The organism is Pseudomonas sp. WC1, assembly GCF_050586565.1.
In the GTDB taxonomy this organism is placed as follows: domain Bacteria; phylum Pseudomonadota; class Gammaproteobacteria; order Pseudomonadales; family Pseudomonadaceae; genus Aquipseudomonas.
On the sequence record NZ_JBOBDQ010000016.1, the window covers coordinates 1 to 26,070 of the forward strand.

26 protein-coding genes are annotated in these 26,070 nt (G+C 64.2%); 14 read left to right on the forward strand and 12 right to left on the reverse strand.

Going from position 1 to position 26,070, the window contains the following annotated elements; genetic code table 11:
* Nucleotides 1–32: 32 nt before the first annotated feature.
* The 3 genes from gatB to gatC are packed head-to-tail and all read right to left on the reverse strand — an operon-like array spanning nt 33 to nt 3,244.
* The gene (gene gatB, locus ACQ4OD_RS09720) at nt 33–1,478 is read right to left on the reverse strand and encodes an Asp-tRNA(Asn)/Glu-tRNA(Gln) amidotransferase subunit GatB (protein ID WP_139668814.1); all 1,446 of its coding nucleotides are present in this window, start codon (nt 1,476–1,478) and stop codon (nt 33–35) included.
* 11 nt (nt 1,479–1,489) lie between these two features.
* Nucleotides 1,490–2,941 (reverse strand): Asp-tRNA(Asn)/Glu-tRNA(Gln) amidotransferase subunit GatA, encoded by a 1,452-nt coding sequence (gene gatA, locus ACQ4OD_RS09725; RefSeq protein ID WP_110700413.1) that lies wholly within the window; start codon nt 2,939–2,941, stop codon nt 1,490–1,492.
* Nucleotides 2,942–2,956: 15 nt separating this feature from the next.
* Nucleotides 2,957–3,244: an Asp-tRNA(Asn)/Glu-tRNA(Gln) amidotransferase subunit GatC gene (gatC, locus tag ACQ4OD_RS09730; RefSeq protein WP_023631156.1), complete on the reverse strand. Its 288-nt coding sequence runs from the start codon at nt 3,242–3,244 to the stop codon at nt 2,957–2,959.
* Nucleotides 3,245–3,447: 203 nt separating this feature from the next.
* On the opposite strand from gatC, the gene mreB reads away from it, so the two are divergent.
* The 8 genes from mreB to tldD all read left to right on the forward strand — a co-directional run bounded on the left by mreB (nt 3,448) and on the right by tldD (nt 14,523).
* The gene (mreB, locus tag ACQ4OD_RS09735; RefSeq protein WP_003255163.1) at nt 3,448–4,485 is read left to right on the forward strand and encodes a rod shape-determining protein MreB; all 1,038 of its coding nucleotides are present in this window, start codon (nt 3,448–3,450) and stop codon (nt 4,483–4,485) included.
* A 213-nt stretch (nt 4,486–4,698) separates the two neighbouring features.
* Nucleotides 4,699–5,688 (forward strand): rod shape-determining protein MreC, encoded by a 990-nt coding sequence (mreC, locus tag ACQ4OD_RS09740; RefSeq protein ID WP_371926739.1) that lies wholly within the window; start codon nt 4,699–4,701, stop codon nt 5,686–5,688.
* Nucleotides 5,688–6,176, forward strand: a complete 489-nt coding sequence (mreD, locus tag ACQ4OD_RS09745) for a rod shape-determining protein MreD (RefSeq protein WP_102682705.1) — start codon at nt 5,688–5,690, stop codon at nt 6,174–6,176. Before mreC ends, mreD begins: the two co-directional genes overlap by 1 nt.
* A gap of 29 nt (nt 6,177–6,205) precedes the next feature.
* Nucleotides 6,206–6,805: a Maf family protein gene (locus ACQ4OD_RS09750; RefSeq protein WP_139668818.1), complete on the forward strand. Its 600-nt coding sequence runs from the start codon at nt 6,206–6,208 to the stop codon at nt 6,803–6,805.
* Nucleotides 6,806–6,859: 54 nt separating this feature from the next.
* Nucleotides 6,860–8,317: a ribonuclease G gene (gene rng, locus ACQ4OD_RS09755; RefSeq protein WP_046856978.1), complete on the forward strand. Its 1,458-nt coding sequence runs from the start codon at nt 6,860–6,862 to the stop codon at nt 8,315–8,317.
* Nucleotides 8,318–8,405: 88 nt separating this feature from the next.
* A complete protein-coding gene (locus ACQ4OD_RS09760; protein WP_198755568.1) occupies nt 8,406–12,215 on the forward strand; it encodes a YhdP family protein in 3,810 nt (1,269 codons plus the stop codon).
* Between the two features lie 14 nt (nt 12,216–12,229).
* On the forward strand, nt 12,230–13,081 hold the full coding sequence (locus tag ACQ4OD_RS09765) for a carbon-nitrogen hydrolase family protein (protein ID WP_110700406.1): 852 nt from the start codon (nt 12,230–12,232) through the stop codon (nt 13,079–13,081).
* A 2-nt stretch (nt 13,082–13,083) separates the two neighbouring features.
* Nucleotides 13,084–14,523 carry a metalloprotease TldD gene (tldD, locus tag ACQ4OD_RS09770; protein ID WP_102682709.1) on the forward strand — a complete coding sequence of 480 codons (1,440 nt, stop codon included), beginning with the start codon at nt 13,084–13,086 and terminating at the stop codon, nt 14,521–14,523.
* Between the two features lie 56 nt (nt 14,524–14,579).
* Here the strand turns inward: tldD and yjgA are convergent, their stop codons facing one another.
* A complete protein-coding gene (yjgA, locus tag ACQ4OD_RS09775; RefSeq protein WP_023632090.1) occupies nt 14,580–15,101 on the reverse strand; it encodes a ribosome biogenesis factor YjgA in 522 nt (173 codons plus the stop codon).
* 109 nt (nt 15,102–15,210) lie between these two features.
* Between yjgA and pmbA the strand changes: the two genes are divergently transcribed.
* The 6 genes from pmbA to ACQ4OD_RS09805 all read left to right on the forward strand — a co-directional run bounded on the left by pmbA (nt 15,211) and on the right by ACQ4OD_RS09805 (nt 20,536).
* On the forward strand, nt 15,211–16,557 hold the full coding sequence (gene pmbA / locus ACQ4OD_RS09780) for a metalloprotease PmbA (protein WP_102682710.1): 1,347 nt from the start codon (nt 15,211–15,213) through the stop codon (nt 16,555–16,557).
* 203 nt (nt 16,558–16,760) lie between these two features.
* The gene (locus tag ACQ4OD_RS09785) at nt 16,761–17,162 is read left to right on the forward strand and encodes a hypothetical protein (RefSeq protein ID WP_046856974.1); all 402 of its coding nucleotides are present in this window, start codon (nt 16,761–16,763) and stop codon (nt 17,160–17,162) included.
* Nucleotides 17,155–18,531, forward strand: coding sequence for a class II fumarate hydratase (locus ACQ4OD_RS09790; protein ID WP_430944214.1), 1,377 nt, complete (start codon nt 17,155–17,157; stop codon nt 18,529–18,531). Before ACQ4OD_RS09785 ends, ACQ4OD_RS09790 begins: the two co-directional genes overlap by 8 nt.
* Before the next feature lie 25 nt (nt 18,532–18,556).
* Nucleotides 18,557–19,018, forward strand: a complete 462-nt coding sequence (locus tag ACQ4OD_RS09795) for a hypothetical protein (RefSeq protein ID WP_110700398.1) — start codon at nt 18,557–18,559, stop codon at nt 19,016–19,018.
* 1 nt (nt 19,019) lies between these two features.
* Nucleotides 19,020–19,631, forward strand: coding sequence for a superoxide dismutase (locus tag ACQ4OD_RS09800; protein ID WP_110700396.1), 612 nt, complete (start codon nt 19,020–19,022; stop codon nt 19,629–19,631).
* A gap of 11 nt (nt 19,632–19,642) precedes the next feature.
* The gene (locus ACQ4OD_RS09805; RefSeq protein ID WP_110700674.1) at nt 19,643–20,536 is read left to right on the forward strand and encodes a ZIP family metal transporter; all 894 of its coding nucleotides are present in this window, start codon (nt 19,643–19,645) and stop codon (nt 20,534–20,536) included.
* Nucleotides 20,537–20,569: 33 nt separating this feature from the next.
* On the opposite strand, the gene ACQ4OD_RS09810 is transcribed toward ACQ4OD_RS09805, so the two are convergent.
* From ACQ4OD_RS09810 to lptC, 8 genes are all read right to left on the reverse strand, one after another.
* On the reverse strand, nt 20,570–20,842 hold the full coding sequence (locus ACQ4OD_RS09810; RefSeq protein ID WP_139668824.1) for an HPr family phosphocarrier protein: 273 nt from the start codon (nt 20,840–20,842) through the stop codon (nt 20,570–20,572).
* A 19-nt stretch (nt 20,843–20,861) separates the two neighbouring features.
* Nucleotides 20,862–21,716 (reverse strand): RNase adapter RapZ, encoded by an 855-nt coding sequence (gene rapZ, locus ACQ4OD_RS09815; RefSeq protein ID WP_023629088.1) that lies wholly within the window; start codon nt 21,714–21,716, stop codon nt 20,862–20,864.
* A 2-nt stretch (nt 21,717–21,718) separates the two neighbouring features.
* Entirely contained in the window at nt 21,719–22,183 is a 465-nt protein-coding gene (gene ptsN, locus ACQ4OD_RS09820; protein ID WP_198755567.1) for a PTS IIA-like nitrogen regulatory protein PtsN, read from the reverse strand.
* A 12-nt stretch (nt 22,184–22,195) separates the two neighbouring features.
* A complete protein-coding gene (gene hpf, locus ACQ4OD_RS09825; protein ID WP_023629086.1) occupies nt 22,196–22,504 on the reverse strand; it encodes a ribosome hibernation-promoting factor, HPF/YfiA family in 309 nt (102 codons plus the stop codon).
* 78 nt (nt 22,505–22,582) lie between these two features.
* Nucleotides 22,583–24,079, reverse strand: a complete 1,497-nt coding sequence (locus ACQ4OD_RS09830; protein WP_102682718.1) for an RNA polymerase factor sigma-54 — start codon at nt 24,077–24,079, stop codon at nt 22,583–22,585.
* A gap of 174 nt (nt 24,080–24,253) precedes the next feature.
* Nucleotides 24,254–24,979: an LPS export ABC transporter ATP-binding protein gene (gene lptB, locus ACQ4OD_RS09835; protein WP_023629084.1), complete on the reverse strand. Its 726-nt coding sequence runs from the start codon at nt 24,977–24,979 to the stop codon at nt 24,254–24,256.
* Nucleotides 24,980–25,504 carry a lipopolysaccharide transport periplasmic protein LptA gene (gene lptA, locus ACQ4OD_RS09840; protein WP_023629083.1) on the reverse strand — a complete coding sequence of 175 codons (525 nt, stop codon included), beginning with the start codon at nt 25,502–25,504 and terminating at the stop codon, nt 24,980–24,982. It lies immediately after the preceding gene.
* Nucleotides 25,491–26,063, reverse strand: coding sequence for an LPS export ABC transporter periplasmic protein LptC (gene lptC, locus ACQ4OD_RS09845; protein WP_139668826.1), 573 nt, complete (start codon nt 26,061–26,063; stop codon nt 25,491–25,493). The genes lptA and lptC overlap by 14 nt, the downstream gene beginning before the upstream one ends.
* Nucleotides 26,064–26,070: the final 7 nt, after the last annotated feature.

A 26,070-nucleotide genomic window follows, 5' to 3' on the forward strand; every position in this document is an offset into this window, starting at 1 on the left:
GCTTTGGGGGTGGTCTTCCCCCGCGATCAGGATCACCCTTCGAGCTTGGCCTTGAGCAATTGGTTCACTTGCCCCGGGTTGGCCTTGCCTTTCGACGCCTTCATCGCCTGGCCGACGAAGAAGCCGAACATCTTGCCGCGCTTGGCTTCATCGGCGGCGCGGTATTGTTCAACCTGTTCGGCATTGGCGGCGAGCATCTCGTCGAGCATCTTGTCGATCGCGCCGGTATCGGTGACCTGCTTGAGGCCGCGGCTGGAGATGATGCTGTCGGCATCACCTTCGCCGGCGGCCATGGCCTCGAACACGGTCTTGGCGATCTTGCCGCTGATGGTGTTGTCACGGATGCGCAGCAGCATGCCGCCGAGGTGTTCGGCACTGACCGGCGACTGGTCGATCTCGACGCCGAGCTTGTTCAGCAGGCTGCCCAGTTCCACCATCACCCAGTTGGCCGCCAGCTTGGCGTCGCCGCCAATCTTCACCACCTGCTCGAAGTAGTCGGCCTGCTCGCGGCTGGAGGCCAGCACGTTGGCGTCATAGGCCGACAGGCCGTACTGGCTCTGGAAGCGCTCGACCTTCTGTGGTGGCAGCTCCGGCAGGGCGGCGCGCACGGTGTCGAGGAAGCCGGGCTCGATGACCACCGGCAGCAGGTCCGGGTCGGGGAAGTAACGGTAGTCGTTGGCTTCCTCCTTGCTGCGCATGGAGCGGGTCTCGTCCTTGTTCGGGTCGTACAGGCGAGTTTCCTGTACCACCTTGCCGCCGTCCTCGATCAGGTCGATCTGGCGTTGGATCTCGCTGTTGATCGCACGTTCGATGAAGCGGAACGAGTTGACGTTCTTGATTTCGCAGCGGGTGCCGAACTCGGCCTGGCCTTTCGGGCGGATCGACACGTTGCAGTCGCAGCGCAGCGAACCTTCGGCCATGTTGCCGTCGCAGATACCCAGGTAGCGTACCAGGGCGTGAATTGCCTTGACGTAGGCCACGGCTTCCTTGGCGCTACGCATGTCCGGCTCGGAGACGATCTCCAGCAGCGGGGTGCCGGCGCGGTTCAGGTCGATGCCGGTGGCGCCGTTGAAGTCTTCATGCAGGCTCTTGCCGGCATCTTCTTCAAGGTGCGCGCGGGTCACGCCGATGCGCTTGATGGTGCCGTCTTCCAGGGCGATGTCCAGGTGGCCCTTGCCGACGATCGGCAGGTCCATCTGGCTGATCTGGTAGCCCTTGGGCAGGTCGGGGTAGAAGTAGTTCTTGCGCGCGAACACGTTGCGCGGCCCGATCTCGGCATCGATCGCCAGGCCGAACATGCACGCCATGCGCACAGCCTCCTGGTTGAGCACCGGCAGCACGCCGGGCATGCCCAGGTCGACCAGGCTGGCCTGGGTGTTCGGCTCGGAGCCGAAGGTGGTGGCGCTGCCGGAGAAGATCTTCGACTGGGTGGCGAGCTGGGTATGAATCTCCAGCCCGATCACAACTTCCCATTGCATGTGTGAACTCCTCAGAAGCCGTTGGGGGCGCGGGTGTGCCAGTCGGTGACTTGCTGGTAACGGTGCGCGATGTTGAGCAGGCGGCCTTCCTGGAAATACGGGGCCAGCAGTTGCACGCCCACCGGCAGGCCATCGACGAAGCCGGCCGGCATCGACAGGCCCGGCAGGCCCGCCAGGTTGGCGGTGATGGTGTAGACGTCTTCCAGGTAGGCAGCGACCGGGTCGCTGCTCTTGGCGCCAAGTTTCCAGGCCGGGTTCGGCGTGGTCGGGCCAAGAATCACGTCGACGTCGGCGAACGCGGCCATGAAGTCGTTCTTGATCAGGCGGCGGATCTGTTGCGCCTTGACGTAGTAGGCGTCGTAGTAGCCTGCCGACAGGGCGTAGGTACCGACCATGATGCGCCGCTGCACTTCCGCGCCGAAGCCTTCGCCACGGGAGCGCTTGTATAGGTCGGTCAGATCTTTCGGATCTTCACAGCGATAACCGAAGCGCACGCCGTCGAAGCGAGACAGGTTGGAGGAGGCCTCCGCCGGGGCGATCACGTAGTACGCCGGGATGGCGTGCTGCATGTTCGGCAGGCTGATTTCCTTGACCACCGCGCCGAGCTTTTCCAGCTCCTTGACGCTGGCCTGGACCAGGTCGGCGATGCGCGGGTCGAGGCCGGCGCCGAAGTATTCCTTGGGCAGGCCGATGCGCAGGCCCTGCAGCGAGGCGTTCAGGTTGGCGCTGAAGTCCGGCACCGGCTCGTCGACCGAGGTCGAGTCCTTGGCGTCGAAACCGGCCATGCCTTGCAGCAGCAGGGCGCAGTCTTCGGCGGTGCGGGCCAGCGGGCCGCCCTGATCGAGACTCGAGGCGTAGGCGATCATGCCCCAGCGCGATACGCGGCCATAGGTCGGCTTGAGCCCGGTGAGGTTGGTCAGCGCGGCCGGCTGGCGGATAGAACCGCCGGTGTCGGTGCCGGTGGTGGCCGGCAGCAGGCGCGCGGCCACGGCGGCGGCCGAGCCGCCGGACGAACCACCGGGCACGTGCTCGAGGTTCCATGGGTTCTTCACCGCGCCGTAGTGGCTGGACTCGTTTGCCGAGCCCATGGCGAATTCGTCCATGTTGGTCTTGCCCAGGGTGACCATGCCGGCTTCGGCCAGCTTGGCGACCACGGTGGCGTCGTATGGCGCGGTGAAGTTGTCGAGCATCTTCGAGCCGCAGCTGGTGCGCACGCCGTTGGTGCAGAACAGGTCCTTGTGGGCGATCGGCGCACCCAGCAGCGCGCCGGTCTCACCAGAGGCACGACGGGCGTCGGCGGCGCGCGCCTGCTCCAGGGCCTGTGCTTCGGTGACGGTGATGAAGCTGTTGAGCTGCGGGTCGAGCTGCTTGATGCGCGACAGCAGGGCACCGGTCAGTTCTTCCGAGGAGAACGACTTGTCGGCGAGGCCGCGGGCGATTTCGGCCAGAGTGAGTTGATGCATGGCAGGCGCTATCCCTTAATCGATGACTTTCGGAACCAGGTACAGACCGTTCTCGGTCGACGGGGCGACGGCCTGGTAGCGGTCGCGCTGGTTGCTTTCGGTGACCTGGTCGGGGCGCAGGCGCTGGGTGGCTTCCAGCGGGTGGGCGAGGGGCTCGATGCCAGAGGTGTCGACGGCTTGCATCTGGTCGACCAGCCCGAGAATACTGTTCAAGGCATCGGTGATGCGTGGCAATTCGCCTTCATTCAGGCCCAGGCGGGCCAGATGGGCGATCTTTTCCACGTCGGAGCGTTGAAGCGCCATGGGGATCTCCAGGGAAACGAAAAACGGAATGGGTCCGCAGATGAGGAACATGCCGGCATTCTGGCGGTCAAAGGGCCGCGAACATCGGCAGGCATGCTCGGAAAAACAACCAATTTAACATATTGGCTCCTTGCCCAAAATCCCTGCCATTGTTAGAGTTTGCCGCACTTTTTTACCCACGCTTTCCCCAGGGTCACTTTCCCATGTTCAAGAAACTGCGTGGCATGTTTTCCAGCGATCTGTCCATCGACCTGGGTACTGCCAACACCCTTATCTACGTGCGTGAGCGCGGTATCGTCCTGAATGAGCCCTCGGTTGTTGCCATCCGTACCCACGGCAACCAGAAAAGCGTCGTCGCAGTCGGTACCGAAGCCAAGCGCATGCTGGGCCGCACCCCCGGCAACATTGCTGCCATTCGTCCGATGAAGGACGGCGTGATCGCCGACTTCAGCGTTTGCGAAAAAATGCTGCAGTACTTCATCAACAAGGTGCATGAGAACAGCTTCCTGCAGCCCAGCCCACGCGTGCTGATCTGCGTGCCGTGCAAGTCGACCCAGGTCGAGCGCCGCGCCATCCGTGAATCGGCCCTCGGTGCCGGTGCCCGTGAAGTATTCCTGATCGAAGAGCCCATGGCCGCCGCCATCGGTGCCGGCCTGCCGGTCGAAGAGGCCCGCGGCTCGATGGTCGTCGATATCGGTGGCGGTACCACCGAGATCGCCCTGATCTCGCTCAACGGCGTGGTCTACGCCGAATCCGTGCGCGTCGGCGGCGACCGCTTCGACGAAGCCATCGTCACCTACGTGCGCCGCAACTACGGCAGCCTGATCGGCGAATCCACCGCCGAGCGCATCAAGCAGGAAATCGGTACCGCCTACCCGGGCGGCGAAGTACGCGAAGTCGACGTCCGTGGCCGCAACCTGGCCGAGGGCGTGCCGCGTGCCTTCACCCTGAATTCCAACGAAGTGCTCGAGGCGCTGCAGGAATCGCTGGCAACCATCGTCCAGGCGGTCAAGAGCGCCTTGGAGCAGTCGCCGCCGGAGCTGGCCTCGGACATCGCCGAGCGCGGCCTGGTGCTGACCGGTGGTGGCGCGCTGCTGCGCGACCTGGACAAGCTGCTGGCTCAGGAAACCGGCCTGCCGGTGATCGTCGCCGAAGACCCGCTGACCTGCGTCGCCCGCGGCGGTGGCCGTGCCCTGGAGATGATGGACAAGCACGCCATGGACCTGCTCTCCAGCGAGTGATCGCTGGTGCAGTAGTGTATGCCCAGGTTTACAGGTGACACGCACAGTGCTACCTGTAAGCGCTGTGCTGGCGCCCGCCCGGGCGCCTTTTCCGTCAACCCGCAAGCAGGCCGGTGCATTGCCCCATGTCCAATGACCTCCTGAGTCGTCCACGAGGAACGGCCCATTAAACCGCTTTTCTCCAAGGGCCCCTCGCTGGGCGTTCGCCTGCTCGTGCTGGTCGTGCTGTCGGTCGCGCTGATGGTGGTCGACTCGCGTTTCGACCTGCTCAAGCCGGTGCGCAGCCAGATGGGCTTGGTGCTGATGGAATCCTACTGGATCACCGACCTGCCGCAGCGCACGTGGCAGGGCGTGGCAGGCCAGTTCGGCAGCCGCACCGAGCTGATCGCCGAGAACGAGAAACTCAAGACCGAGGCCCTGCTGCTGCAGGGGCGCCTGCAGAAGCTGGCCGCCCTGACCGAGCAGAACGTGCGCTTGCGCGAGTTGCTAAATTCCTCGGCGCTGGTCAATGAGAAGGTCGAGGTCGCCGAGCTGATCGGGGTCGACCCCAATCCGTTCACGCACCGTATCCTGATCAACAAGGGCGAGCGCGATGGCGTGTTTCTCGGCCAGCCCGTGCTCGATGCCCGCGGCCTGATGGGCCAGGTGGTCGAGCTGATGCCTTACACCGCGCGGGTACTGCTGCTCACCGATACCACCCACAGCATTCCGGTGCAGGTCAACCGCAACGGTCTGCGCGCCATTGCCAGCGGCACGGGCAACCCGGAGCGCCTGGAGCTGCGCCACGTGGCCGACACCGCCGACATCAAGGAAGGCGACCTGCTGGTCAGTTCGGGCATGGGCCAGCGCTTCCCGGCGGGCTACCCGGTAGCCACGGTCAACGAAGTGATCCATGACTCCGGCCAGCCGTTCGCCATCGTCCGTGCCATCCCAACTGCCGCGCTCAACCGCAGCCGCTACATGCTGCTGGTGTTCAGTGACCGGCGCACGCCCGAGGAACGCGCCACCGAGGCGGCGATCGCCCAGGAAGAGGCCGACCGTCAAGGCGCTGGCCACGGCCAGGCACCGGCCACGCCGGCTGCATCTGCGGCGGGTAGCGCGGTTCAGCCTGTGCCCGGCGCAGCCCCAGCGACTGCGACGCCTGCGGCAAGCCCGGCAGCGGTGCCCCCGGCGCCTGCGAACACCCAACCCCGGAGACAATAATGGCCAGCACCCGTAGCAGAAACGGCTGGGCCATCTGGCTGAGCTTCGCCATCGGCCTGTTGCTCAGCGTCTCGCCCATGCCGCAGTTCATGGAAGTGTTCCGGCCCATGTGGCTGGCGCTGCTGCTGGCCTTCTGGACCCTTGCGGTGCCGGGCAAGGTCGGCATGACCACCGCGTTCCTGCTTGGTTTGGCCGAGGACGTGCTGTACGGCACCCTGCTCGGCCAGAACGCCCTGATCCTTACCCTGATCACTTTCCTGGTGCTTTCGTTGCAACAGCGCCTGCGCATGTTCCCCATGTGGCAGCAGAGCCTGGTGATCCTGGTGATCTTCGGTATCGCCCAACTGATCCAGCTGTGGCTCAGCGCGTTGACCGGCAATCGCCTGCCAACCCTGGCGTTGGTCTGGTCCGCGGTGATCAGCGCCTTGCTCTGGCCGTGGGTCAGCTTTGCCCTGCGCGGCCTGCGCCGTCGCCTGCATATTCACTGACGCGCCGCCACTGACAGGGAGATGTCCACATGACCCAGCTGTACCTGGCCTCCGGCTCGCCACGCCGCCGTGAACTGCTGAACCAGATAGGTGTGCCGTTCACAGTCGTCAGCGCACCCATCGATGAAACCCCGTTGCCGGGTGAAGCCCCGGCGGCCTACGTCGAGCGCCTGGCCCAGGCCAAGGCCGTTGCGGGCTTTGCCTACACGGATGGGGCAGGAGTGGTGCTGGGCGCCGACACCACCGTGGTGCTTGATGGCCAGATCCTTGGCAAGCCGGAGAATCGCGAGCAGGCCTTGGCCATGCTCGGCGACCTGTCCAAGCGCGAACACCAGGTGCTCACCGCCGTGGCGCTGACCGATGGCCAGCGCAGTATCAGCCGCTGCGTCAGCACCACGGTGCGTTTTCGTACCATCTCCTTCGAGGAGGCGCTGCGCTACTGGGACAGCGGTGAACCTGTCGACAAGGCCGGTGGCTATGCCATCCAGGGCCTGGGCGCTGTGTTTGTCAGCGGCATCGAGGGCAGCTACTCGGCCGTGGTCGGGCTGCCCCTGAGCGAAACCGCCGAACTGCTCGAGCAATTCGGCGTGCCATGTTGGCAACTGCAAGAGGATTCCGCACAGCGCTAGCCAGCCACGCCGCAGCAATCCATCATTACCCCAGACCACTGACGAGAGCGCGCCATGAGTGAAGAGATCCTGATCAACATCACCCCGATGGAATCACGCGTGGCGGTGGTGGAGAACGGAGTCCTGCAGGAGGTGCATGTAGAGCGCACCCAGCGCCGTGGCATCGTCGGCAACATCTACAAAGGCAAGGTAGTGCGGGTATTGCCGGGCATGCAGGCGGCTTTCGTCGATATCGGCCTGGAGCGGGCGGCGTTCATCCATGCCTCGGAAATTTCCCAGCGCGAAGGCTCGGCCGTGGAGACCATCACCGCACTGGTCCACGAAGGCCAGGCGCTGGTGGTGCAAGTCACCAAGGATCCCATCGGTAGCAAAGGTGCACGCTTGACCACCCAGCTGTCGATTCCGTCGCGCTACCTGGTGTACATGCCGCGCAGCAGTCATGTCGGCATCTCGCTCAAGATCGAGGAAGAAGCCGAGCGCGATCGCCTCAAACAGGTGGTCACCGACTGCATGGCCCAGGAAGACATGAAGGATGCCGGGGGCTTCATCCTGCGCACCGCCGCAGAGGGCGCCCGCGCGGAAGATATCCTCCAGGACATCCGCTACCTGCGCCGCCTGTGGGAGCAGATCGGCTCGCAGATCAAGACCTGCGGAGCGCCCGTGGTCATCTACGAAGACCTTGGCCTGGCGCTGCGGACCCTGCGCGATCTGGTCAACCCCAAGATCGAAAAGATCCGCATCGACTCGCGGGAGACCTTCCAGAAGACCACCCAGTTCGTGGCCGAATTGATGCCGGAGATCGCCGATCGCCTGGAGCATTATCCCGGCGAGCGGCCGATCTTCGACCTGTATGGGGTGGAGGACGAAATCCAGCGGGCCCTGGAACGCAAGGTGCCGCTCAAGTCCGGCGGCTACCTGGTGGTCGACCCGGCCGAGGCGATGACCACCATCGATGTCAACACCGGTGCGTTCGTCGGCCATCGCAACCTTGAAGAGACCATCTTCAAGACCAACCTCGAGGCGGCCACCGCGATTGCCCGGCAACTGCGCCTGCGCAACATCGGCGGGATCATCATCATCGACTTCATCGACATGGAGGACGAGGAGCACCAGCGCCAGGTCCTGCGTACCCTGGAGAAGCAGCTCGAGCGTGATCACGCCAAGACCAACATCATCGGCATCACCGAGCTGGGCCTGGTGCAGATGACCCGCAAGCGCACCCGCGAAAGCCTCGAGCAGGTGTTGTGCGAGCCCTGTGCGGCGTGCCAGGGGCGTGGCAAGCTGAAGACCCCGGAGACGATCTGTTACGAAATTTTCCGCGAGATCCTTCGTGAAGCCCGTGCCTACCAGGCCGAGGGCTATCGTGTGCTGGCCAACCAGAAGGTGGTGGATCGGTTGCTCGATGAAGAATCGGGTAACGTTGCCGAACTTGAAGCGTTCATCGGGCGAACCATCCGTTTCCAGGTGGAGTCCATGTATTCCCAGGAACAATACGATGTGGTGCTGCTCTGACCCCTTCTAACAGCGGTTGCCCCATGGACGGGCTGGCAAAGCGTTTTACACCGGCCATAGTTAAGGGACGACTTGGAGGGCCTCGGCCATGGAACGTCTGACCCGCGTTCTGAGCGCCTTGACCCGCTGGGGGCTGGTTATCTGCGCCCTGCTGGCGGTGCTGGTGGCGCTGTATGTCAGCCTCGGTCGGCAACTGGTTCCTCTGGTCGCCGAATACCGTGCAGACGCCGAACTCAAGGCCGAACAGGCCTTGGGCATGCCCGTGCACGTCGGTGCGCTCGAAGGGCGCTGGAGTGGCTTGGCGCCTGTACTGCGTGTACGTGACCTGCAACTGGGCGAAGGCGCTGCGGCGCTGCGCCTGGACGACGTCAAGCTGGTGCCTGACCTGTGGGCCAGTCTCAAGGCGCGTGAAGTGCGCCTGGCGCGTATCCAGCTCGGTGGGCTGCAACTGATCCTGCGCGAGAACGAGCAGGGCGACTGGACCCTGGAAGGTCTGCCGCACAAGGATGATGCGCCGCTCGATCCGGCCGATGCGCTCAAGCGTCTACGCCAGCTTGGCCGAATCGATGTCTTCGACAGCCAGGTCACCTTGCAGCCCTGGCAACGAGACCCCCTGACCCTCACCTACGTCAGCCTCGGCGTGCAGGCAGGCGCTTCGCGCCAGAGCGTCGACCTGCGCGCCACGCTGCCCGACGGCCAGCCGCTGGCCTTGAGCCTGAACAGCCGCGCCACGGCCAAGGCCTGGCGCGACGGGCGCGTGCAGGCTTACCTGAGCCTGCCGCAAAGCGATTGGGCACGCTGGCTGCCGCCGCAGTTGCTGGGCCAATGGCAGGCCGGCGCGCTGCGCGCCGGTGGTGAGCTGTGGATCGACTGGCGGCAAGGGCAGTTGCAGCAGGCGATGGTTCGCCTCAATGCCCCGCAGCTCAAGGGCGCCTACACCGGGCGCAAGGCCATCACCGTGGACAATCTGGCCCTGTCGGCCTGGTTCCAGCGTCGGGACCAGGGCTTCGACGTCGTTGTCGACTCGCTGGCCATGAGCCTTGGCAAGAACCGTTGGGAGTCGCACCTGCAACTGGCACAGCGTCCGGGCCAGAACCCGGCCGAGGAAAGCTGGCAGGTGCAGGCGGACCGCCTCGACCTGACCCCGCTGACGCCCTTGATCGACGCCCTGGCGCCATTGCCGGACAAGCTGATGACCGTGGTCGATGCGCTCAAGGTCAGCGGCGCCCTGCGCAACGTGCGCCTGGACATCCGACCCAAGGCCGAGGGCGACCAACGGCTGCAGTTTGCCGCCAATCTGGAGAAGGTCGGTTTCGATGCCTATCACGGCGCGCCGGCGGCGGGCAATGTCTCCGGGGCGATCAGCGGTGACCTTGGGCATGGCGAGCTGCGCCTGGATACCCAGGCGTTCATGCTGCACCTGTACCCGATCTTCGGCAAACCCTGGCATTACCCGAAAGCCAATGCGCGCTTGACCTGGACCCTGGACAAGGAGGCTTTCACCCTGGTTGCCCCCTACATCAAGGTAGTGGGCGACGAGGGCAAGATCGCGGCGGACTTCCTTATTCGCATCCACCTGCAGCCGGGCCACGAAGACTACATGGACCTGCGCGTCGGCCTTACCGAAGGCGACGGGCGCTACACCGCCAAGTACCTGCCCGAGGTGCTCAGCCCCGCCCTGGACGAATGGCTGCGCAGCGCCATCGTCAAGGGCAATGTCGACGAGGGCTATTTCCAGTACCAGGGGTCGCTGCATCACAATGCGCCGCCCCATGCCCGCGATATCAGCCTGTTCTTCAAGGTGCATGACGCCGCGCTGGACTTCCAGCCAGGCTGGCCACAGGTGCAGCAGGTCGACGGCAATGTGTATATCGAAGACACCGGTGTGCGCATCCAGGCCCATCATGGTCTGCTGCTGGACACCAAGGTCAGTGATGTCAGCGTCGATATTCCCCATGTCGAAGGCGACCAGCACAGCCACCTGATCCTCGACGGTAATTTCGACGGCAGCCTCGGCGATGGCTTGAAGATCCTCAAGGAAGCGCCCATCGGCACTGGGGAGATCTTCGCCGGTTGGGAAGGCGAGGGGCCGCTCAAGGGCAAGATCAAGCTCGACGTACCCCTGGCCCATGGGCAGCGGCCCAAGGTGCTGGTGAACTTCGCGACAGCCGACGCTACTTTGAAAGTGGCGCCCCCGGCCCTGGAATTGAGCCAGCTGAAGGGCGACTTCACCTTCGACCTCGACAAGGGCCTGAGCGGCAAGGACATCAGCCTGCACGCCTTTGGCAAGGCGGTCAGCGCGCAAATCACCGCAGAAGGGCAGGGTGGGCAGCTCCAGACCCGGATCAATGCCAATGGTCAGGTCGGCCTCAAGGCCCTGACCGACTGGTTGCAGTTCGCGCAGCCGCTGCCAGCCTCGGGTGAGCTGCCCTATCAGGTGCAAGTAACACTGGGCAGTCGTGACAACCGCTTGACCGTCAATTCGTCGCTCAAGGGCTTGGCCATCGATCTGCCGGCGCCTTTTGGCAAGGCCGCCGCAGAGACCCGCGACAGCCGTTTCAGCCTGACCCTGCAGGGCCCGGAACGGCGCATCGATGGCAGCTACGCGGACCTGGCCCGCTTCGCTTATGCCGCGCCTGCCGACAAGCTGGCCCAAGGGCGTGGCGAGCTGTTGCTGGGCACGGGCGAGGCCAGCTTGCCGTCTGGCCAGGGCCTGCGGGTGCGTGGCCGGCTGGAGACGCTGGACCTGGCCCCTTGGCAGCAACAGATGGAGCGCTTCGCCGGCAAGGATCCGGGCGGCAGTGCCCGGCAGAACCTGCAGAGCGTTGACCTCAGCATCGGCCAGCTCAAGGCGTTCGGCATGGATCTCAACCAGGCGGTGATCCGCCTGATGCGTGGTGGCCCGGCCTGGGACCTGCGCCTGGACAGCCAGGAAGTCATCGGCAATGCGCGCATTCCCGATGCCAAGGCCGCGCCCATGACTGTCCGCCTGCAGAGCCTGCGCCTGCCGCCCGCCGACCCGAACGAGGCCCAGGCCGAGAATGCGCCGGACCCATTGGCCGGGTTCGACCCGCGCAAGGCGCCGCCGCTGGACCTGACCATCGACAAGCTGTACCGCGGTGACGACCTGTTTGGCAGCGCCACCCTGAAGCTGCGCCAGACGCCCCGGGGCATGGCCATGAGCGACATCGACCTGGACCTCAAGGGGCTGCACATCGACGGCAGCGGTGGCTGGGAAGGCGAGCCCGGCAGCACGTCCAGCTGGTACAAAGGCCGCGTGGACGGCAAGGACCTGGGGAATGTGCTCAAGGCCTGGGGTTTTGCCCCCACCGTCACCAGCCGCGACTTCCGCATGGACGTGGATGGCCGCTGGCCGGGCTCGCCGGCTTGGGTCAGCCTCAACCGGTACTCCGGCAGCCTCGACGCGGCGCTGCGCAGCGGTCAGTTCGTCGAGGTCGAGGGCAGCGCCCAGGCGTTGCGGGTATTCGGGCTGCTCAACTTCAATTCCATTGGCCGACGCCTGCGCCTGGACTTCTCCGACCTGTTCAGCAAGGGCCTGGCCTACGATCGGGTCAAAGGCCTGCTGGTGGCCAGCGAAGGGGTCTACGTGACGCGGGAGCCGATCACCGTCACCGGCCCGTCGAGCAATTTCGAACTCGACGGCACCATGGACTTCGTCCGTGATCGGGTCGACGCCAAGCTGCTGGTGACGTTGCCGGTCACCAACAACCTGCCATTGGCCGCCTTGATTGTTGGCGCGCCGGCGGTCGGTGGCGCGCTGTTCCTCGTCGATCGTCTGATCGGTGACCGGGTGGCGCGCTTCGCCAGCGTGCATTATCGCGTCGAGGGTCCGGTCAAAGAGCCTAAAATCACCTTTGTGAAACCTTTCGACAAGTAACCCCAGGGGTGGTCATGACGTCAGCAGTGATCCAGATGGTCAGCCAGGACGATGTGCTGGCCAACCTGCAACGTGCCACGGCGCTGCTCGAGCAGGCCGCAGCCGGAGGCGCGCGCCTGGCGGTGTTGCCGGAAAACTTCGCGGCCATGGGCCGGCGCGACGCCGCCGCCATCGGCAGGGCCGAGGCGCTGGGCGAGGGGCCGATCCTGCCATGGTTGAAACGCACCGCTCGCGACCTCAGGTTATGGATAGTCGCAGGTACCCTGCCGCTGCCGCCGGTCGGCCAGCCGGAGGCCAAGGCCCATGCCTGCTCGTTACTGGTCGACGAGCACGGCGAGATCGCCGCTCGCTACGACAAGCTGCACCTGTTCGATGTGGACGTGGCCGACAACCGTGGCCGCTACCGCGAGTCGGACGATTATGCCCACGGCAGCCGGGTGGTGGTGGCCGACACACCGGTGGGCCGCCTGGGCCTGTCGGTGTGCTATGACCTGCGCTTCCCCGAGCTGTACAGCGCGTTGCGCGCCGCTGGGGCCGAACTGATAAGCGCACCGGCGGCGTTCACCGCGGTGACCGGGGCGGCGCACTGGGAAGTGCTGATTCGCGCACGGGCCATCGAGACCCAGTGCTACGTACTGGCGGCCGCCCAGGGCGGCCTGCATCCGGGGCCGCGGGAAACCCACGGCCAGGCGGCGATCGTCGACCCCTGGGGGCGGATCGTCGCGCAACAGGCGCGGGGCGAGGCGGTGTTGCTCGCCACACGCGATATCGAAGAACAGGCGTCCATCCGGGCGCGTATGCCGGTAACTACGCACCGGCGCTTTTTCTCGCAGGACGCCTTGCGGCCTGCGCATACCTCGGAGTGACTATGAGCCAGATGTTATCCACCGTCAGTGAGCAGCTCCTGGCCCCGGGCGGGTTGACCCTCGACAGCTTGCAGACGGTGCTGGGCGAGTTGGCCGGTCCCGGCATCGATGCCGCCGACCTGTATTTCCAGGGCCAGATCTCGGAAACCTGGGCACTGGAGGACGGCATCGTCAAAGAGGGCAGCTTCAACCTCGACCAGGGCGTGGGCGTGCGTGCCCAATCCGGCGAGAAGACCGGCTTTGCCTACAGCAATGCGATCAACCTCGAAGCCCTGACTTCGGCGGCGCGTGCCGCCCGTTCGATCTCCCGCGCCGGGCAGAACGGCACTGTGCAAGCCTTCCGCAGTCAGGACGTGACTGCTTTGTACGCGCCTGACAATCCCCTGGATGTACTCACCCGCGCCGAGAAGGTCGAGCTGCTCAAGCGCGTGGATGCCGCTACCCGTGCACTCGACCCGCGTATCCAGCAGGTCAGCGTGAGCATGGCAGGGGTGTGGGAACGCATTCTGGTGGCCGCTGCCGATGGCAGCCTGGCCGCCGACGTGCGTCCGCTGGTGCGCTTCAACGTCAGTGTGATCGTCGAGCACAACGGACGTCGCGAGCGTGGTGGGCAGGGCGGCGGCGGGCGCACCGACTATCGCTATTTCAGTGAAGAGCGGGTGATGGGTTACGCCCGTGAGGCACTGCGCCAGGCGCTGGTCAACCTCGAGGCGATTCCCGCTCCGGCCGGCACGCTGCCAGTGGTGCTCGGCCCAGGCTGGTCCGGGGTGCTGCTGCACGAGGCAGTCGGCCACGGCCTGGAAGGCGACTTCAACCGCAAGGGCAGCTCGGCGTTCAGCGGGCGCATCGGTGAAAAGGTGGCTTCGAGCCTGTGCACCATCGTCGACGACGGCACCCTCGAAGGCCGTCGCGGCTCGCTCAGCGTCGATGACGAAGGCACTCCGACCGAGTGCACCACGCTGATCGAGAACGGCATCCTCAAGGGCTACATGCAGGACAAGCTCAATGCCCGCCTGATGGGCATGGCGGTGACCGGCAACGGCCGGCGCGAATCCTACGCGCACCTGCCGATGCCGCGCATGACCAACACCTACATGCGTGCCGGCGACAGCGATCCCGAGGAAATCATCCGGTCGGTGAAGAAAGGCATCTACTGCGCCAACCTTGGCGGTGGCCAGGTGGACATCACCAGCGGCAAGTTCGTGTTCTCCACTAGCGAGGCCTACCTGATCGAGGACGGCAAGATCACCGCGCCAGTAAAAGGTGCGACCTTGATCGGCAATGGTCCGGAAGCGATGCGCGGTGTGTCGATGGTCGGCAACGACCTGGCGCTGGACAGCGGCGTGGGCACGTGCGGCAAGGATGGTCAATCGGTGCCGGTGGGCGTTGGCCAGCCGACCCTGAAGCTGGATGCGATCACCGTCGGTGGTACCGGCGGGTGATGTTCAATCGCGGGCAAGTCGCATCGGTGCGCCGATGCGACTTGCCCGCGATGGCCTCAGCGCAACCCGCGTTGGGTCTCGTCGAGGTCGCGGATGTACTTGAACACTTTACGCGCAGCGGCAGGCGGCTTGTTCCGCGCCTTTTCATGCTGGGCATGACGGATCAGCGAGCGCAGGTGCTGGCGATCGGTGTCGGGGAACTCGTTGACGAAGCGCTCGAGGTCTTCGTCGTTACCGTCGATCAGGCGATCGCGCCAACGCTCGAGGCCGTGGAAGCGCTCGTTGTACTGGCGGCTGGAGCTGTCGATCTGCTCGAGCACGGCATGGATGGCGTCCAGGTCCTGCACGCGCATCAGCTTGCCGACGAACGACATGTGGCGTTTGCGGGCGCCGTGGGCGGTGTGCTTGCTGGCTTCGTCCAGCGCCTTGCGCAGCTCGTCGGTCAGCGGCAGGCGGGCCAGGGTGTCGGCCTTGAGGGTGGTGAGGCGTTCACCGAGTTCGACCAGCGCATGCAGCTCGCGCTTGATCTGGGTTTTGCTTTTTTCGCCATCGAAGGCGTCGTCGTAAGAATCAACCATGGGGGCCGTCCGCAAGAAATCGCCGCCATGATAACCAGTCGGGGGCCGCTTGTCCGGCCCGGTCGTAGAATGACCCAAGCCGTACGCAGAATTTTCAGTGGAGAAAACCATGAGTGCAGTCCAGAGCGTAGGCCCCAAGGACCTGCCGGCGTTGCAGGAGCAGGTCGAGGCGATCGTCGCCGAGGCGCGCCGCCAGGGCGCCAGCGCCTGCGAAGTGGCGGTGTCGCTGGAGCAAGGCCTGTCCACCACGGTGCGCCAGCGCGAAGTCGAGACGGTCGAGTTCAATCGCGACCAGGGGTTCGGCATCACCCTTTACGTGGGCCAGCGCAAGGGGTCGGCCAGCACTTCGGCCAGCGGCCCTGAGGCGATCCGCGAGACGGTCGCCGCCGCGCTGGCAATCGCGAAACATACCTCCGAGGACGCCTGCTCGGGGCTGGCCGATGCCGCGTTGATGGCCCGTGAGATCCCCGACCTGGATCTCTACCATGACTGGGACATCGAACCGGAGAAAGCCATCGAGATGGCGCTGGCCTGCGAGGCGGCGGCGTTCGATGCCGACAAGCGCATCAGCAACGCCGACGGCACCACGCTCAATACCCATCAGGGTGTGCGGGTGTATGGTAACAGCCATGGTTTTATCGGTGGCTACGCCTCAACCCGTCACAGCCTGAGCTGCGTGATGATCGCCGAAGCCGATGGGCAGATGCAGCGTGACTACTGGTACGACGTCAATCGCCAGGGCCAGCTGCTGGCCGACCCGCGTAGCATCGGCCTGCGTGCCGCGCAGCGCGCGGCAAGCCGACTGGGTGCTCGCCCGGTCCCCACCTGCGAGGTGCCGGTGCTGTTCTCGGCCGAGCTCGCTGGCGGCCTGTTCGGCAGCTTCCTGTCGGCGATTTCCGGCGGCAACCTGTACCGCAAGTCGTCGTTCCTCGAGGGTACCCTTGGTCAGCGCCTGTTCCCCACCTGGCTGACCCTCGACGAGCGGCCACACATCCCGCGTGCTCTGGGCAGTGCAGCGTTCGATGGCGATGGCCTGGCCACCTACGCCAAGCCGTTCGTCGACAAAGGCGAGCTGGTGTCGTACATCCTGGGCACCTATTCGGGGCGCAAACTGGGTTTGCCAAGCACCGCCAACTCAGGTGGCGTGCACAATCTGTTTGTCACCCACGGCGTCGAGGACCAGGCCGCACTGATCCGGCGCATGGGCCGTGGCCTGCTGGTAACCGAGCTGATGGGCCATGGGCTGAACATGGTGACCGGCGACTATTCGCGGGGTGCGGCGGGCTTCTGGGTGGAAAACGGCGAGATCCAGCACGCCGTACAAGAAGTGACCATTGCCGGCAACATGAAGGACATGTTCCAGCAGATCGTCGCCATTGGCAGCGATATCGAGACGCGTAGCAATATCCACAGCGGCTCGGTGCTGATCGAGCGCATGACGGTGGCGGGCAGCTGATCGGCGCTCTGTAGGGATAGGACGTGGGAGCGGGCTTGCCCCGCGATGCCCTCCAAGAACATCGCGGGGCAAGCCCGCTCCCACGCCGTAACTCCCATTTTCCCCAACCCGGCCATCGCGCCGGGTTTATTTTGCCTATCGTCTAGCTTGAACTGATTCTATTTATCACTTAATAATGAATATCATTATCCAGTAACCCGGCGATGATGTTCATGAAAACCGTCCTCCACGAACTGCCCTACCTGGAAAACTGGCGCTGGCTCAGCCGGCGTATCCGCTGCGCGCTGGAACCCGACGAGCCACGCCTGATCGAGCACTACCTCGCCGAAGGCCGCTATCTGGTGTGCTGCACCGAGACCTCGCCGTGGACGGTGGCCTTGACCGCCTTGCGTCTGCTGCTCGATACCGCCAACGATCGCATGTTGCCCTGGCACTGGCGCTGCCTGTGCCTGGACCAGGCCTGGCGGCCGCTGCTCGACCTGCGCAATCTCGACCGCCTCGAACAAAACCAGCGTTGGCAGCCCTACGCGATGCAGCTCGCCAATTGCGTGTTGCTGCCGTCGATTTCTCCCGAAGAACTGATGCAAGGACTTGAAGATGAGTGATACCCGTATCGAGCGCGACAGCATGGGTGAACTGCAGGTGCCGGCCCAGGCCCTGTACGGTGCCCAGACCCAGCGCGCGGTCGACAACTTCCCGGTCAGCGGCAAGCCGATGCCGGCCCAGTTCATCCGCGCCTTGCTGCTGGCCAAGGCCGCTGCGGCCAAGGCCAACGTCGAGCTGGAACAGCTGAGCGCAGGGCAGGGCGCGGCCATCGTCAAGGCGGTGGAACAGTTGCTGGCCGAGGATTTCATCCGGCACTTCCCGGTGGACGTGTTCCAGACCGGCTCCGGCACCAGCTCGAACATGAACGCCAACGAGGTCATCGCGACCCTGGCCAGCCATGTGCTGGGCGAGCCGGTCAATGCCAACGACCACGTCAACTGTGGCCAGAGCAGCAACGACATCATCCCCACCACCATTCATGTCAGCGCCGCCCTGGTCCTGCACGAACAGCTGCTGCCGGCCTTGCGCCATCTCACCCAGGTGATCGAGGCCAAGGCAGTCGAGGTGCACAAGCACGTGAAGACCGGCCGCACCCATTTGATGGACGCGATGCCGGTACGCATGAGCCAGGTGCTTGGTGGCTGGGCCGCCCAGATCAAGGGGGCCCAGGCGCATATCGAAGCCACGCTGCCGAGCCTGCAAGCGCTGGCCCAGGGTGGCACGGCCGTGGGTACCGGGATCAATGCCCACCCGCAGTTCGCCGCAGGCTTTGCCCGCCAGTTGAGCGTCCTGACCCAGGTCGAGTTCACCCCCGGCGAGAACCTGTTTGCCCTGATCGGCTCCCAGGACACCGCGGTGGCGCTGTCGGGCCAGCTCAAGACGGCTGCCGTGGCGCTGATGAAGATCGCCAACGACCTGCGCTGGATGAACTCCGGCCCGCTCGCCGGCCTTGGTGAAATCGAGCTGCAGGGTCTGCAACCAGGCTCTTCGATCATGCCGGGCAAGGTCAACCCGGTGATCCCGGAGGCCACCGCCATGGTCGCTGCTCAGGTAATCGGTAACGACACGACCATCGCCGTGGCCGGCCAGTCGGGCAACTTCGAGCTCAACGTGATGTTGCCGGTAATCGCCCGCAACCTGCTGGAGAGCATCGAGCTGATGGCCAACGTCAGCCGATTGCTGGCCGACAAGGCGATTGCCAGCTTCAAGGTCAATGAGGCCAAGCTCAAGGAAGCGCTGTCGCGCAACCCGATCCTGGTTACCGCGCTCAATCCGATCATCGGCTACCTGAAGGCCGCCGAGATCGCCAAGACCGCCTACAAGCAGGGGCGTCCGATCATCGACGTGGCGTTGGAGCACACCGACCTGTCGCGTGACCAGCTCGAAGCGCTGCTGGACCCGGAAAAACTCACCGCTGGCGGTATCTGAACCCGGGCCGCCCAGGAGGCACGTCATGCAGCATTGGAAACGCACCACCCAAGATGCAAACCGCCTGTTCGAGCAGGGCGAGCTGGTCGACGCCCGGGAGCACTACCTGCAGGCACTGGCCCTGGCGCAGGTGCTGTTCGAGCGCTGGCATGACGTCGACGAGGCGGTGGCCGCACTGGTTATCGCCCACCATAACCTGGCCGACCTGCACCTGCGCCTGAACCAGCCGCACGAAAGCGCCGACTACCTGTGTGCGGCGCACCAGCGGCTGCTCCAGGCCAGCCAGGAGCTGCGCCTGCCCCAGGCCCTGCGCGACGCGGCCTTGCGCCACAGCGGGCGCACCTACACCGAACTACTGAGCTTCATCGCCGAGTACGGCCAATACCCGCGTACCGAGCGCCTGCTGAACCGCCAGGCGCCCGCAGCCAGCGAGCTGGTCGCGCACGCGGACATCACGGAACGCAAACCTGCCTACGGAATACACTGACATGCCACATACCTTGCCTGCGTTGCCCTACGCCTACGATGCGCTGGAACCGCACATTGATACCCAAACCATGGAGATCCACCACAGCAAGCACCATCAGACCTACATCAACAACCTCAACGCCGCCATCGAGGGCACCGAATGGGCCGAATGGCCGGTGGAGCGACTGGTGGGCGCAGTCAAGCAACTGCCCGAGAAACTGCAAGGGGCGGTGGTCAACCAGGGCGGTGGCCATGCCAACCACACGTTGTTCTGGACCGTCATGTCGCCCAAGGGCGGTGGCCAACCCGAGGGTCAGGTAGCCCAGGCCATTGACGAGCAACTTGGTGGTTTCGAGGCGTTCAAGGAGGCCTTCACCAAGGCCGCGCTGAGCCGGTTCGGCAGTGGCTGGGCCTGGCTCTGCGTGACCCCGCAGAAAACGCTGGTTGTGGAGAGCAGCGGTAACCAGGACAGCCCGCTGATGCACGGCAACACGCCGATCCTCGGCCTGGATGTGTGGGAGCACGCCTATTACCTGAAGTACCAGAACCGCCGTCCTGAGTACATTGGCGCCTTCTACAACGTGGTCGACTGGGCCGAAGTGGAACGCCGCTACCTTGAAGCCCTGAAGTGAGTGTGACCGGTATGCGCTCCCAGGTGATGTCTGTCAGCAGTGTGCGCCTGTTCCGTCTGGCGCTTGGGACTGTGTTGTTGCTGGTCGGCACCGCGTTGCTGGTGACGCGTGGCATCGCCTGGTTGGACCTGGAACCGCGCATGTTGCGAGCCCTGGAGGGCGGAGCACTGTGCGCATTGGGGACGGCCTTGGGCGCGGTGCCGGTGCTGGTAATCCGTAACATGCCAGTGGCCGTGGCCGACACCTTGCTCGGTTTTGGTGCTGGGGTGATGTTGGCGGCCACCGCGTTCTCGCTGATCATTCCCGGGCTGGATGCGGCCCAGGCCATCGGCTTCAGCCCATGGGGCGCCGGTGGTGTGATCAGCAGCGGCCTGTTGTTCGGCGCGTTGTGCCTGTTTCTGGTCGACCTCAAGGTCTCCGGCGCTTCACCGGAGGCCCTGGTCGGCAGTGAGCGGCAACCGGTTATCGCCGCGCGGATCTGGCTGTTCGTCATCGCCATCATTGCCCACAACATCCCCGAAGGCATGGCGATCGGGGTTTCCGCCGGTGGCGGGATGCCTGATGCCGATAGCCTGGCCATGGGCATCGCGTTGCAGGATGTGCCGGAGGGCCTGGTGATCGCGCTGGTGCTGGCAGGGGCGGGCATGCCGCGCTTCAAGGCGTTCCTGATCGGTGCGGCATCGGGGCTGGTCGAGCCGCTGGCCGCGGTGATCTGTGCCTGGCTGGTGAACATTGCCGAACTGTTGCTGCCGTTGGGCCTGGCCTGCGCGGCGGGGGCGATGCTGCTGGTGGTGACCCAGGAGATCATTCCGGAGTCACGCAGCAACGGGCATCACCGCCTGGCGAGCCTGGGGTTGTGTGTCGGGTTCTGTCTGATGATGGTGATGGATACGGCGATGTCCTGACGCCCCAATTATCTGTTTGGCGTGCCGCCTGGCTCATTCGCCTTCGTCGAAGAAGTTCTCGATCAGAGCGACCAACGCCTCCATGGCGTCGCTGTCCTGCTCGCCCTCGGTGAGCAGGTGCACCTGAGTGCCCTTGCCGGCGGCGAGCATCATTACCGCCATGATGCTCTTGCCGTCCACCAGCTTGTCCGGCGCGCGCCCGACCCGTACCTGGCAGGGGAAACGCCCGGCCACGCCGACGAACTTGGCGGCCGCCCGCGCATGCAGGCCCAGCTTGTTGATGATGGTGATTTCGCGGGCGGGCATCGTGGGGCGGATCCTGTGGCTAGAGGTCGCGGTGGCGGACCTGGACGTTTTTCAGGGATTGCTGGAGCAGTTGGCCAAGCCGTTCGGTAATGTACACCGAGCGGTGGTGGCCGCCGGTACAGCCGATGGCGATAGTGACATAGGCGCGGTTGCTGGCGGCGAAGCGCGGCAGCCATTTGAGCAGGTAGCTGGAAATGTCCTGGAACATCTCCTCGACGTCCGGCTGCGCGGCCAGGTAGTCGATCACCGGCTGTTCGAGGCCGGAATGTTCGCGAAGTTCCGGCTTCCAGTACGGGTTGGGCAGGCAGCGCACGTCGAACACCAGGTCGGCATCCACCGGCATGCCACGCTTGAAACCGAATGACTCGACGAGAAACGCAGTGCCGGGCTCGGGCTGGTTGAGCAGGCGCAGCTTGATCGAGTCACGCAACTGGTACAGGTTCAGGTTGGTGGTATCGATCTTCAGGTCGGCAAGGTCGGCGATCGGCCCAAGCAGCTCGCTCTCCACCCGGATTGCCTCAGCCAGCGAACGGCTGTCGTTGGTCAGTGGATGGCGGCGGCGGGTTTCCGAAAAACGCTTGAGCAGTGTGTCTTCGTCGGCATCCAGATACAGCACGTCGCACTGAATATGCCGGGAGCGTGCCTCTTCCAGCAACTGAGGGAAGCGTGACAGATGGCTGGGCAGGTTGCGTGCATCGATCGAGACCGCAACCTTGGGTTGCAACAGCTCTGTGTTGATCAAGGCGTTTTCAGCCAGCTGCGGCAACAGCCCGGCGGGCAGGTTGTCGATGCAGTAATAGCCGTTGTCTTCCAGCACGTCGAGGGCGGTGCTCTTACCGGAGCCGGAGCGACCGCTGACGATGATCAGGCGCATGTTCAGTGCTCGTTTTGTACGTCCAGGACGACCTGGTAGAGGGTCTCGCTGCTATCGGCGGCACGCAGGTTATCGCGGACCTCCTTGCGATCAAGCATGCTGGCGATCTGGCGCAGCAGTTCTAGGTGCGCGTCGGTGGCGGCTTCCGGGACCAGCAGGACAAACAGCAGGTCGACCGGGGCGCCATCGATGGCATCGTAATCAATGGGGGCGTCCAGATGCAGCAGGGCGCTGACAGGCGCGCTGCAACCTGCCAGGCGGCAATGGGGTATGGCGATACCATTGCCAAAACCGGTGGAGCCCAGTTTTTCGCGAGCCCACAGGCTGTCGAAGACGTCTTGCATCTCCAGCTCGGGTACTTGCTCGGCGATCAGGTTGGCGACCTTTTCCAGGGCGCGCTTCTTACTGCCGCCCGGCACGTTCACGAGGGAACGGCCGGGGGTCAGGATGGTTTCAAGTCGGATCATGGATGAGGGGGATCAGCGGGCGGCTGCGCCTTGCAGCAGGCTTTGCTGTTTTTCCTTGTGTTTTTTCAGTTGGCGGTCGAGCTTGTCGGCCAGGGCATCGATCGCTGCATACATGTCTTGGTGTTCGGCGTTTGCAACCACCTCACCGCCGGGAATCTGGAGCGTGGCTTCGATCTTCTGCTGAAGCTTCTCGACTTTCATGATCACCGTCACGTTGGTGATCTTGTCGAAATGACCCTCCACCCGGGCGAGCTTCTCGAGCACGTAATCGCGCAGTGGTTGGGTGACTTCTACATGCTGTCCACTGATGTTGACTTGCATACAGCTTCTCCTTTGTTGCCCGTGCATAAAGAGGCAGGTGTTGCACCTGCCACTGAAACGCTGTGGCACATCCGGGGGCTACATCAGCCGCTTGCGCTCGCTCGAAGGGGCGATCCCCAACGACTCGCGATACTTGGCGACGGTGCGACGGGCTACCTGGATGCCTTGTGCCTCCAGTAAACCAGCGATCTTGCTGTCACTCAATGGCTTTTTCTGATTTTCCGCAGCCACCAGTTTCTTGATGATCGCGCGGATTGCCGTGGACGAGCATTCGCCGCCTTCGGCGGTGCTCACGTGGCTCGAGAAAAAGTATTTCAGTTCGTAGATGCCGCGCGGGGTGTGCATGTATTTCTGCGTGGTCACCCGGGAAATCGTCGATTCGTGCATGCCCACCGCCTCGGCGATGTCATGCAGGACCAGCGGCTTCATGGCCTCGTCGCCATGGTCGAGGAAGCCACGCTGGTGCTCGACAATCTGCGTCGCCACTTTCATCAGCGTCTCGTTGCGGCTCTGCAGGCTCTTGATGAACCAGCGCGCTTCCTGCAGCTGATTGCGCATGAAGGTGTTGTCGGCGCTGGTGTCGGCGCGCCGGACGAAGCCGGCGTACTGCGGATTGACGCGCAGCTTCGGCACCGCCTCCTGGTTGAGCTCGACCAGCCAGCGCTCGCTGTCCTTGCGCACGATGACGTCGGGCACGACGTATTCGGGTTCACTGGACTCGATCTGCGAGCCCGGGCGCGGGTTGAGGCTCTGTACCAGTTCGATGATCTGGCGCAGTTCGTCTTCCTTGAGCTTCATCCGGCGCATCAGCTGGCTGTAGTCGCGGCTGCCGAGCAGGTCGATGAAGTCGGTGACCAGGCGCTGTGCCTCGCTCATCCAGGGTGTCGAGGCCGGCAGCTGGCGCAGTTGCAGCAGCAGGCATTCGCCGAGGGTGCGGGCGCCAATGCCGGCCGGCTCGAACTGCTGGATGCGGTGCAGCACCGCCTCGACCTCGTCCAGCTCGATGTCCAGCTCCGGGTCGAAACCAGCGCAGATTTCTTCGAGGGTGTCTTCCAGGTAGCCCTGGGCGTTGATGCTGTCGATCAGGGTGACGGCGATCAGCCGGTCGGTGTCGGACATCGGCGCCAGGTTGAGCTGCCACAGCAGGTGGCTTTGCAGGCTCTCGCCCACCGACGTACGGGTGGTGAAGTCCCATTCGTCGTCATCGTTGCTCGGCAGGCTGCTGGCGCTGGTCTGGTAGATGTCTTCCCAGGCAGTGTCGACCGGCAATTCGTTGGGGATCCGCTCGGCCCATTCGCCGTCCTCCAGGTTTTCCGTGGTACTGCTGGAGGTTTCCTGGAAACTGTTGTCCTGGGCTTCGGCGGTCGGCTTGTTCTCGGCGTTGTCCGCCATGGGGTCGCTGTTGTCGAAGTCCTCGCCGTCTTCCTGACGTTCGAGCATCGGGTTGGACTCCAGCGCTTCCTGGATTTCCTGCTGGAGGTCCAGGGTGGAGAGCTGAAGCAGGCGGATGGCCTGTTGCAACTGAGGTGTCATCGTCAGTTGCTGGCCCATTTTTAGGACGAGCGATGGTTTCATGGCTGGGGCTTAATACCTTGTTGCCGGCGCGCATGCGCCATCCACTACACGTAGGGCGCTTGGGCGCCGACTTTAAGCAAGTTATATGCCTGAAATTGCAGCGTTTGCCTAGAGCACTGTAACAACTTAAGCCCCGATCAGGCGCATTCGCCAGTGCTCCGGGCAGGCCTGTGGTCAGAGTCGGAACTCGTGCCCCAGGTAAACTTCCTTGACCAACTGGTTGGCCAGGATGGTCTCGGCATCGCCTTCGGCGATCAATTGGCCATCGTTGACGATGTAGGCCGTCTCGCAGATGTCCAGGGTCTCGCGAACGTTGTGGTCGGTGATCAGTACGCCGATGCCCTTGTTCTTGAGGTGGTGGATGATCTGCTTGATGTCGCCGACGGAAATCGGGTCGACACCGGCGAACGGTTCGTCCAGCAGGATGAACTTGGGTGCGGTGGCCAGGGCGCGGGCGATCTCGACCCGGCGACGTTCGCCACCGGACAGGCTCATGCCCAGATTGTCGCGGATATGGCTGATGTGGAACTCCTGCAGCAGGCTTTCCAGCTCCTTGCGGCGGCCTTCGCGATCGAGGTCCTTGCGGGTCTCGAGGATGGCCATGATGTTGTCGGCCACCGACAGTTTACGGAAGATCGACGCTTCCTGCGGCAGGTAGCCGATACCGGCCTGGGCGCGCCCGTGCATCGGCTGGTGGCTGACATCGAGGCTGTCGATCAGCACACGGCCCTGGTCGGCCTGGACCAGGCCGACGATCATGTAGAAACAGGTGGTCTTGCCGGCGCCGTTGGGGCCGAGCAGGCCGACGATCTGGCCGCTGTCGATGGACAGGCTGACGTCGCGCACGACTTGCCTGCCCTTGTAGCTCTTGGCCAGGTGCTGGGCTTTGAGGGTTGCCATTTACTCGGCCTTTTTCTTCGGTTGAATGACCATGTCGATACGCTGACGCGGTGCAGTCACGTTGCCACCGCGCCCGGCGGTAGCCACCTGGGTCTTGGTGTTGTAGACGATCTTCTCGCCTTCGGTGGTGTTGCCTTCGTTCTCGACCTTGGCGCGGTCGGTGAGGATCACCACGTCTTTCTGCGCCTGGTACTGGATGGTCACCGCCCAGCCTTTCATCTTGTCGGGCTTGGCGGCGCTCTGCTGCTGCTCGAAGTAGGCCAGGTTGCCCACCGAGGTGACCACATCGATATCGCCGTTGGCGGCGCGGGTCATGGTCACGGTGTTGCCTTTGATCATCATCGAGCCCTGGGTGATGATCACGTCGCCCGTGTAGGTGGCCACGCCCTGTTTGTCGTCCAGGTGGGCGTTGTCCGCCTGGATGCGGATCGGCTGGTCACGGTCGTTCGGCAGGGCGAAGGCGCTCGCGCTTCCCAGTGCTACGCCCAGGCTGAGCAGAAGGGGGATGGTTTTAACGAGCCTCATACTGTCCTCTTACGTTAGAGAGCAGGTCCATCCTGCCTTCTTTCAAATACGCTTTCATTCCTTTGCCCGTAGTCGTGCCACCGGCGCCGTCGATTCTAACGGCTTGCTCGGTCTGCGCATATTGCTTCTGCGGGAACACGGTCATGCGTGTGCTGGTGATGATGGTTTCGCGTTGCTTCTCGTCGGTGCGCGCCACGCGCACCTCGTCGATCAACTCCACCTCGGTGCCGTCCGGGTTGACCTCGGCGCGCTTGCTCTGCACATGCCACGGGTATTCGGTACCACGGTACATGTGCAGGTCGGGGGTGGTCACCAGGGTAACCTCGCTGGCCTTGAGGTGCTCGACCTTGGCGGCGGTCATTTCGTACTGCAGCTTGCCGTCGGGCAGGAACTGCAAGCTGTGGGCGTTGATCGCGTAGTAGTCGACAGCGCTCTGGTCGACCTGGGCCTGGGGCTGTTCGAGGAAGCTCTCCGGGCTGATGTTCCAGTAGCCTACAGCAACCAGCACGGCGGCGATCCCGCCTAGCAGCGCGACATTTCTGATCTTCTTGCTGAGCATGGGCAGC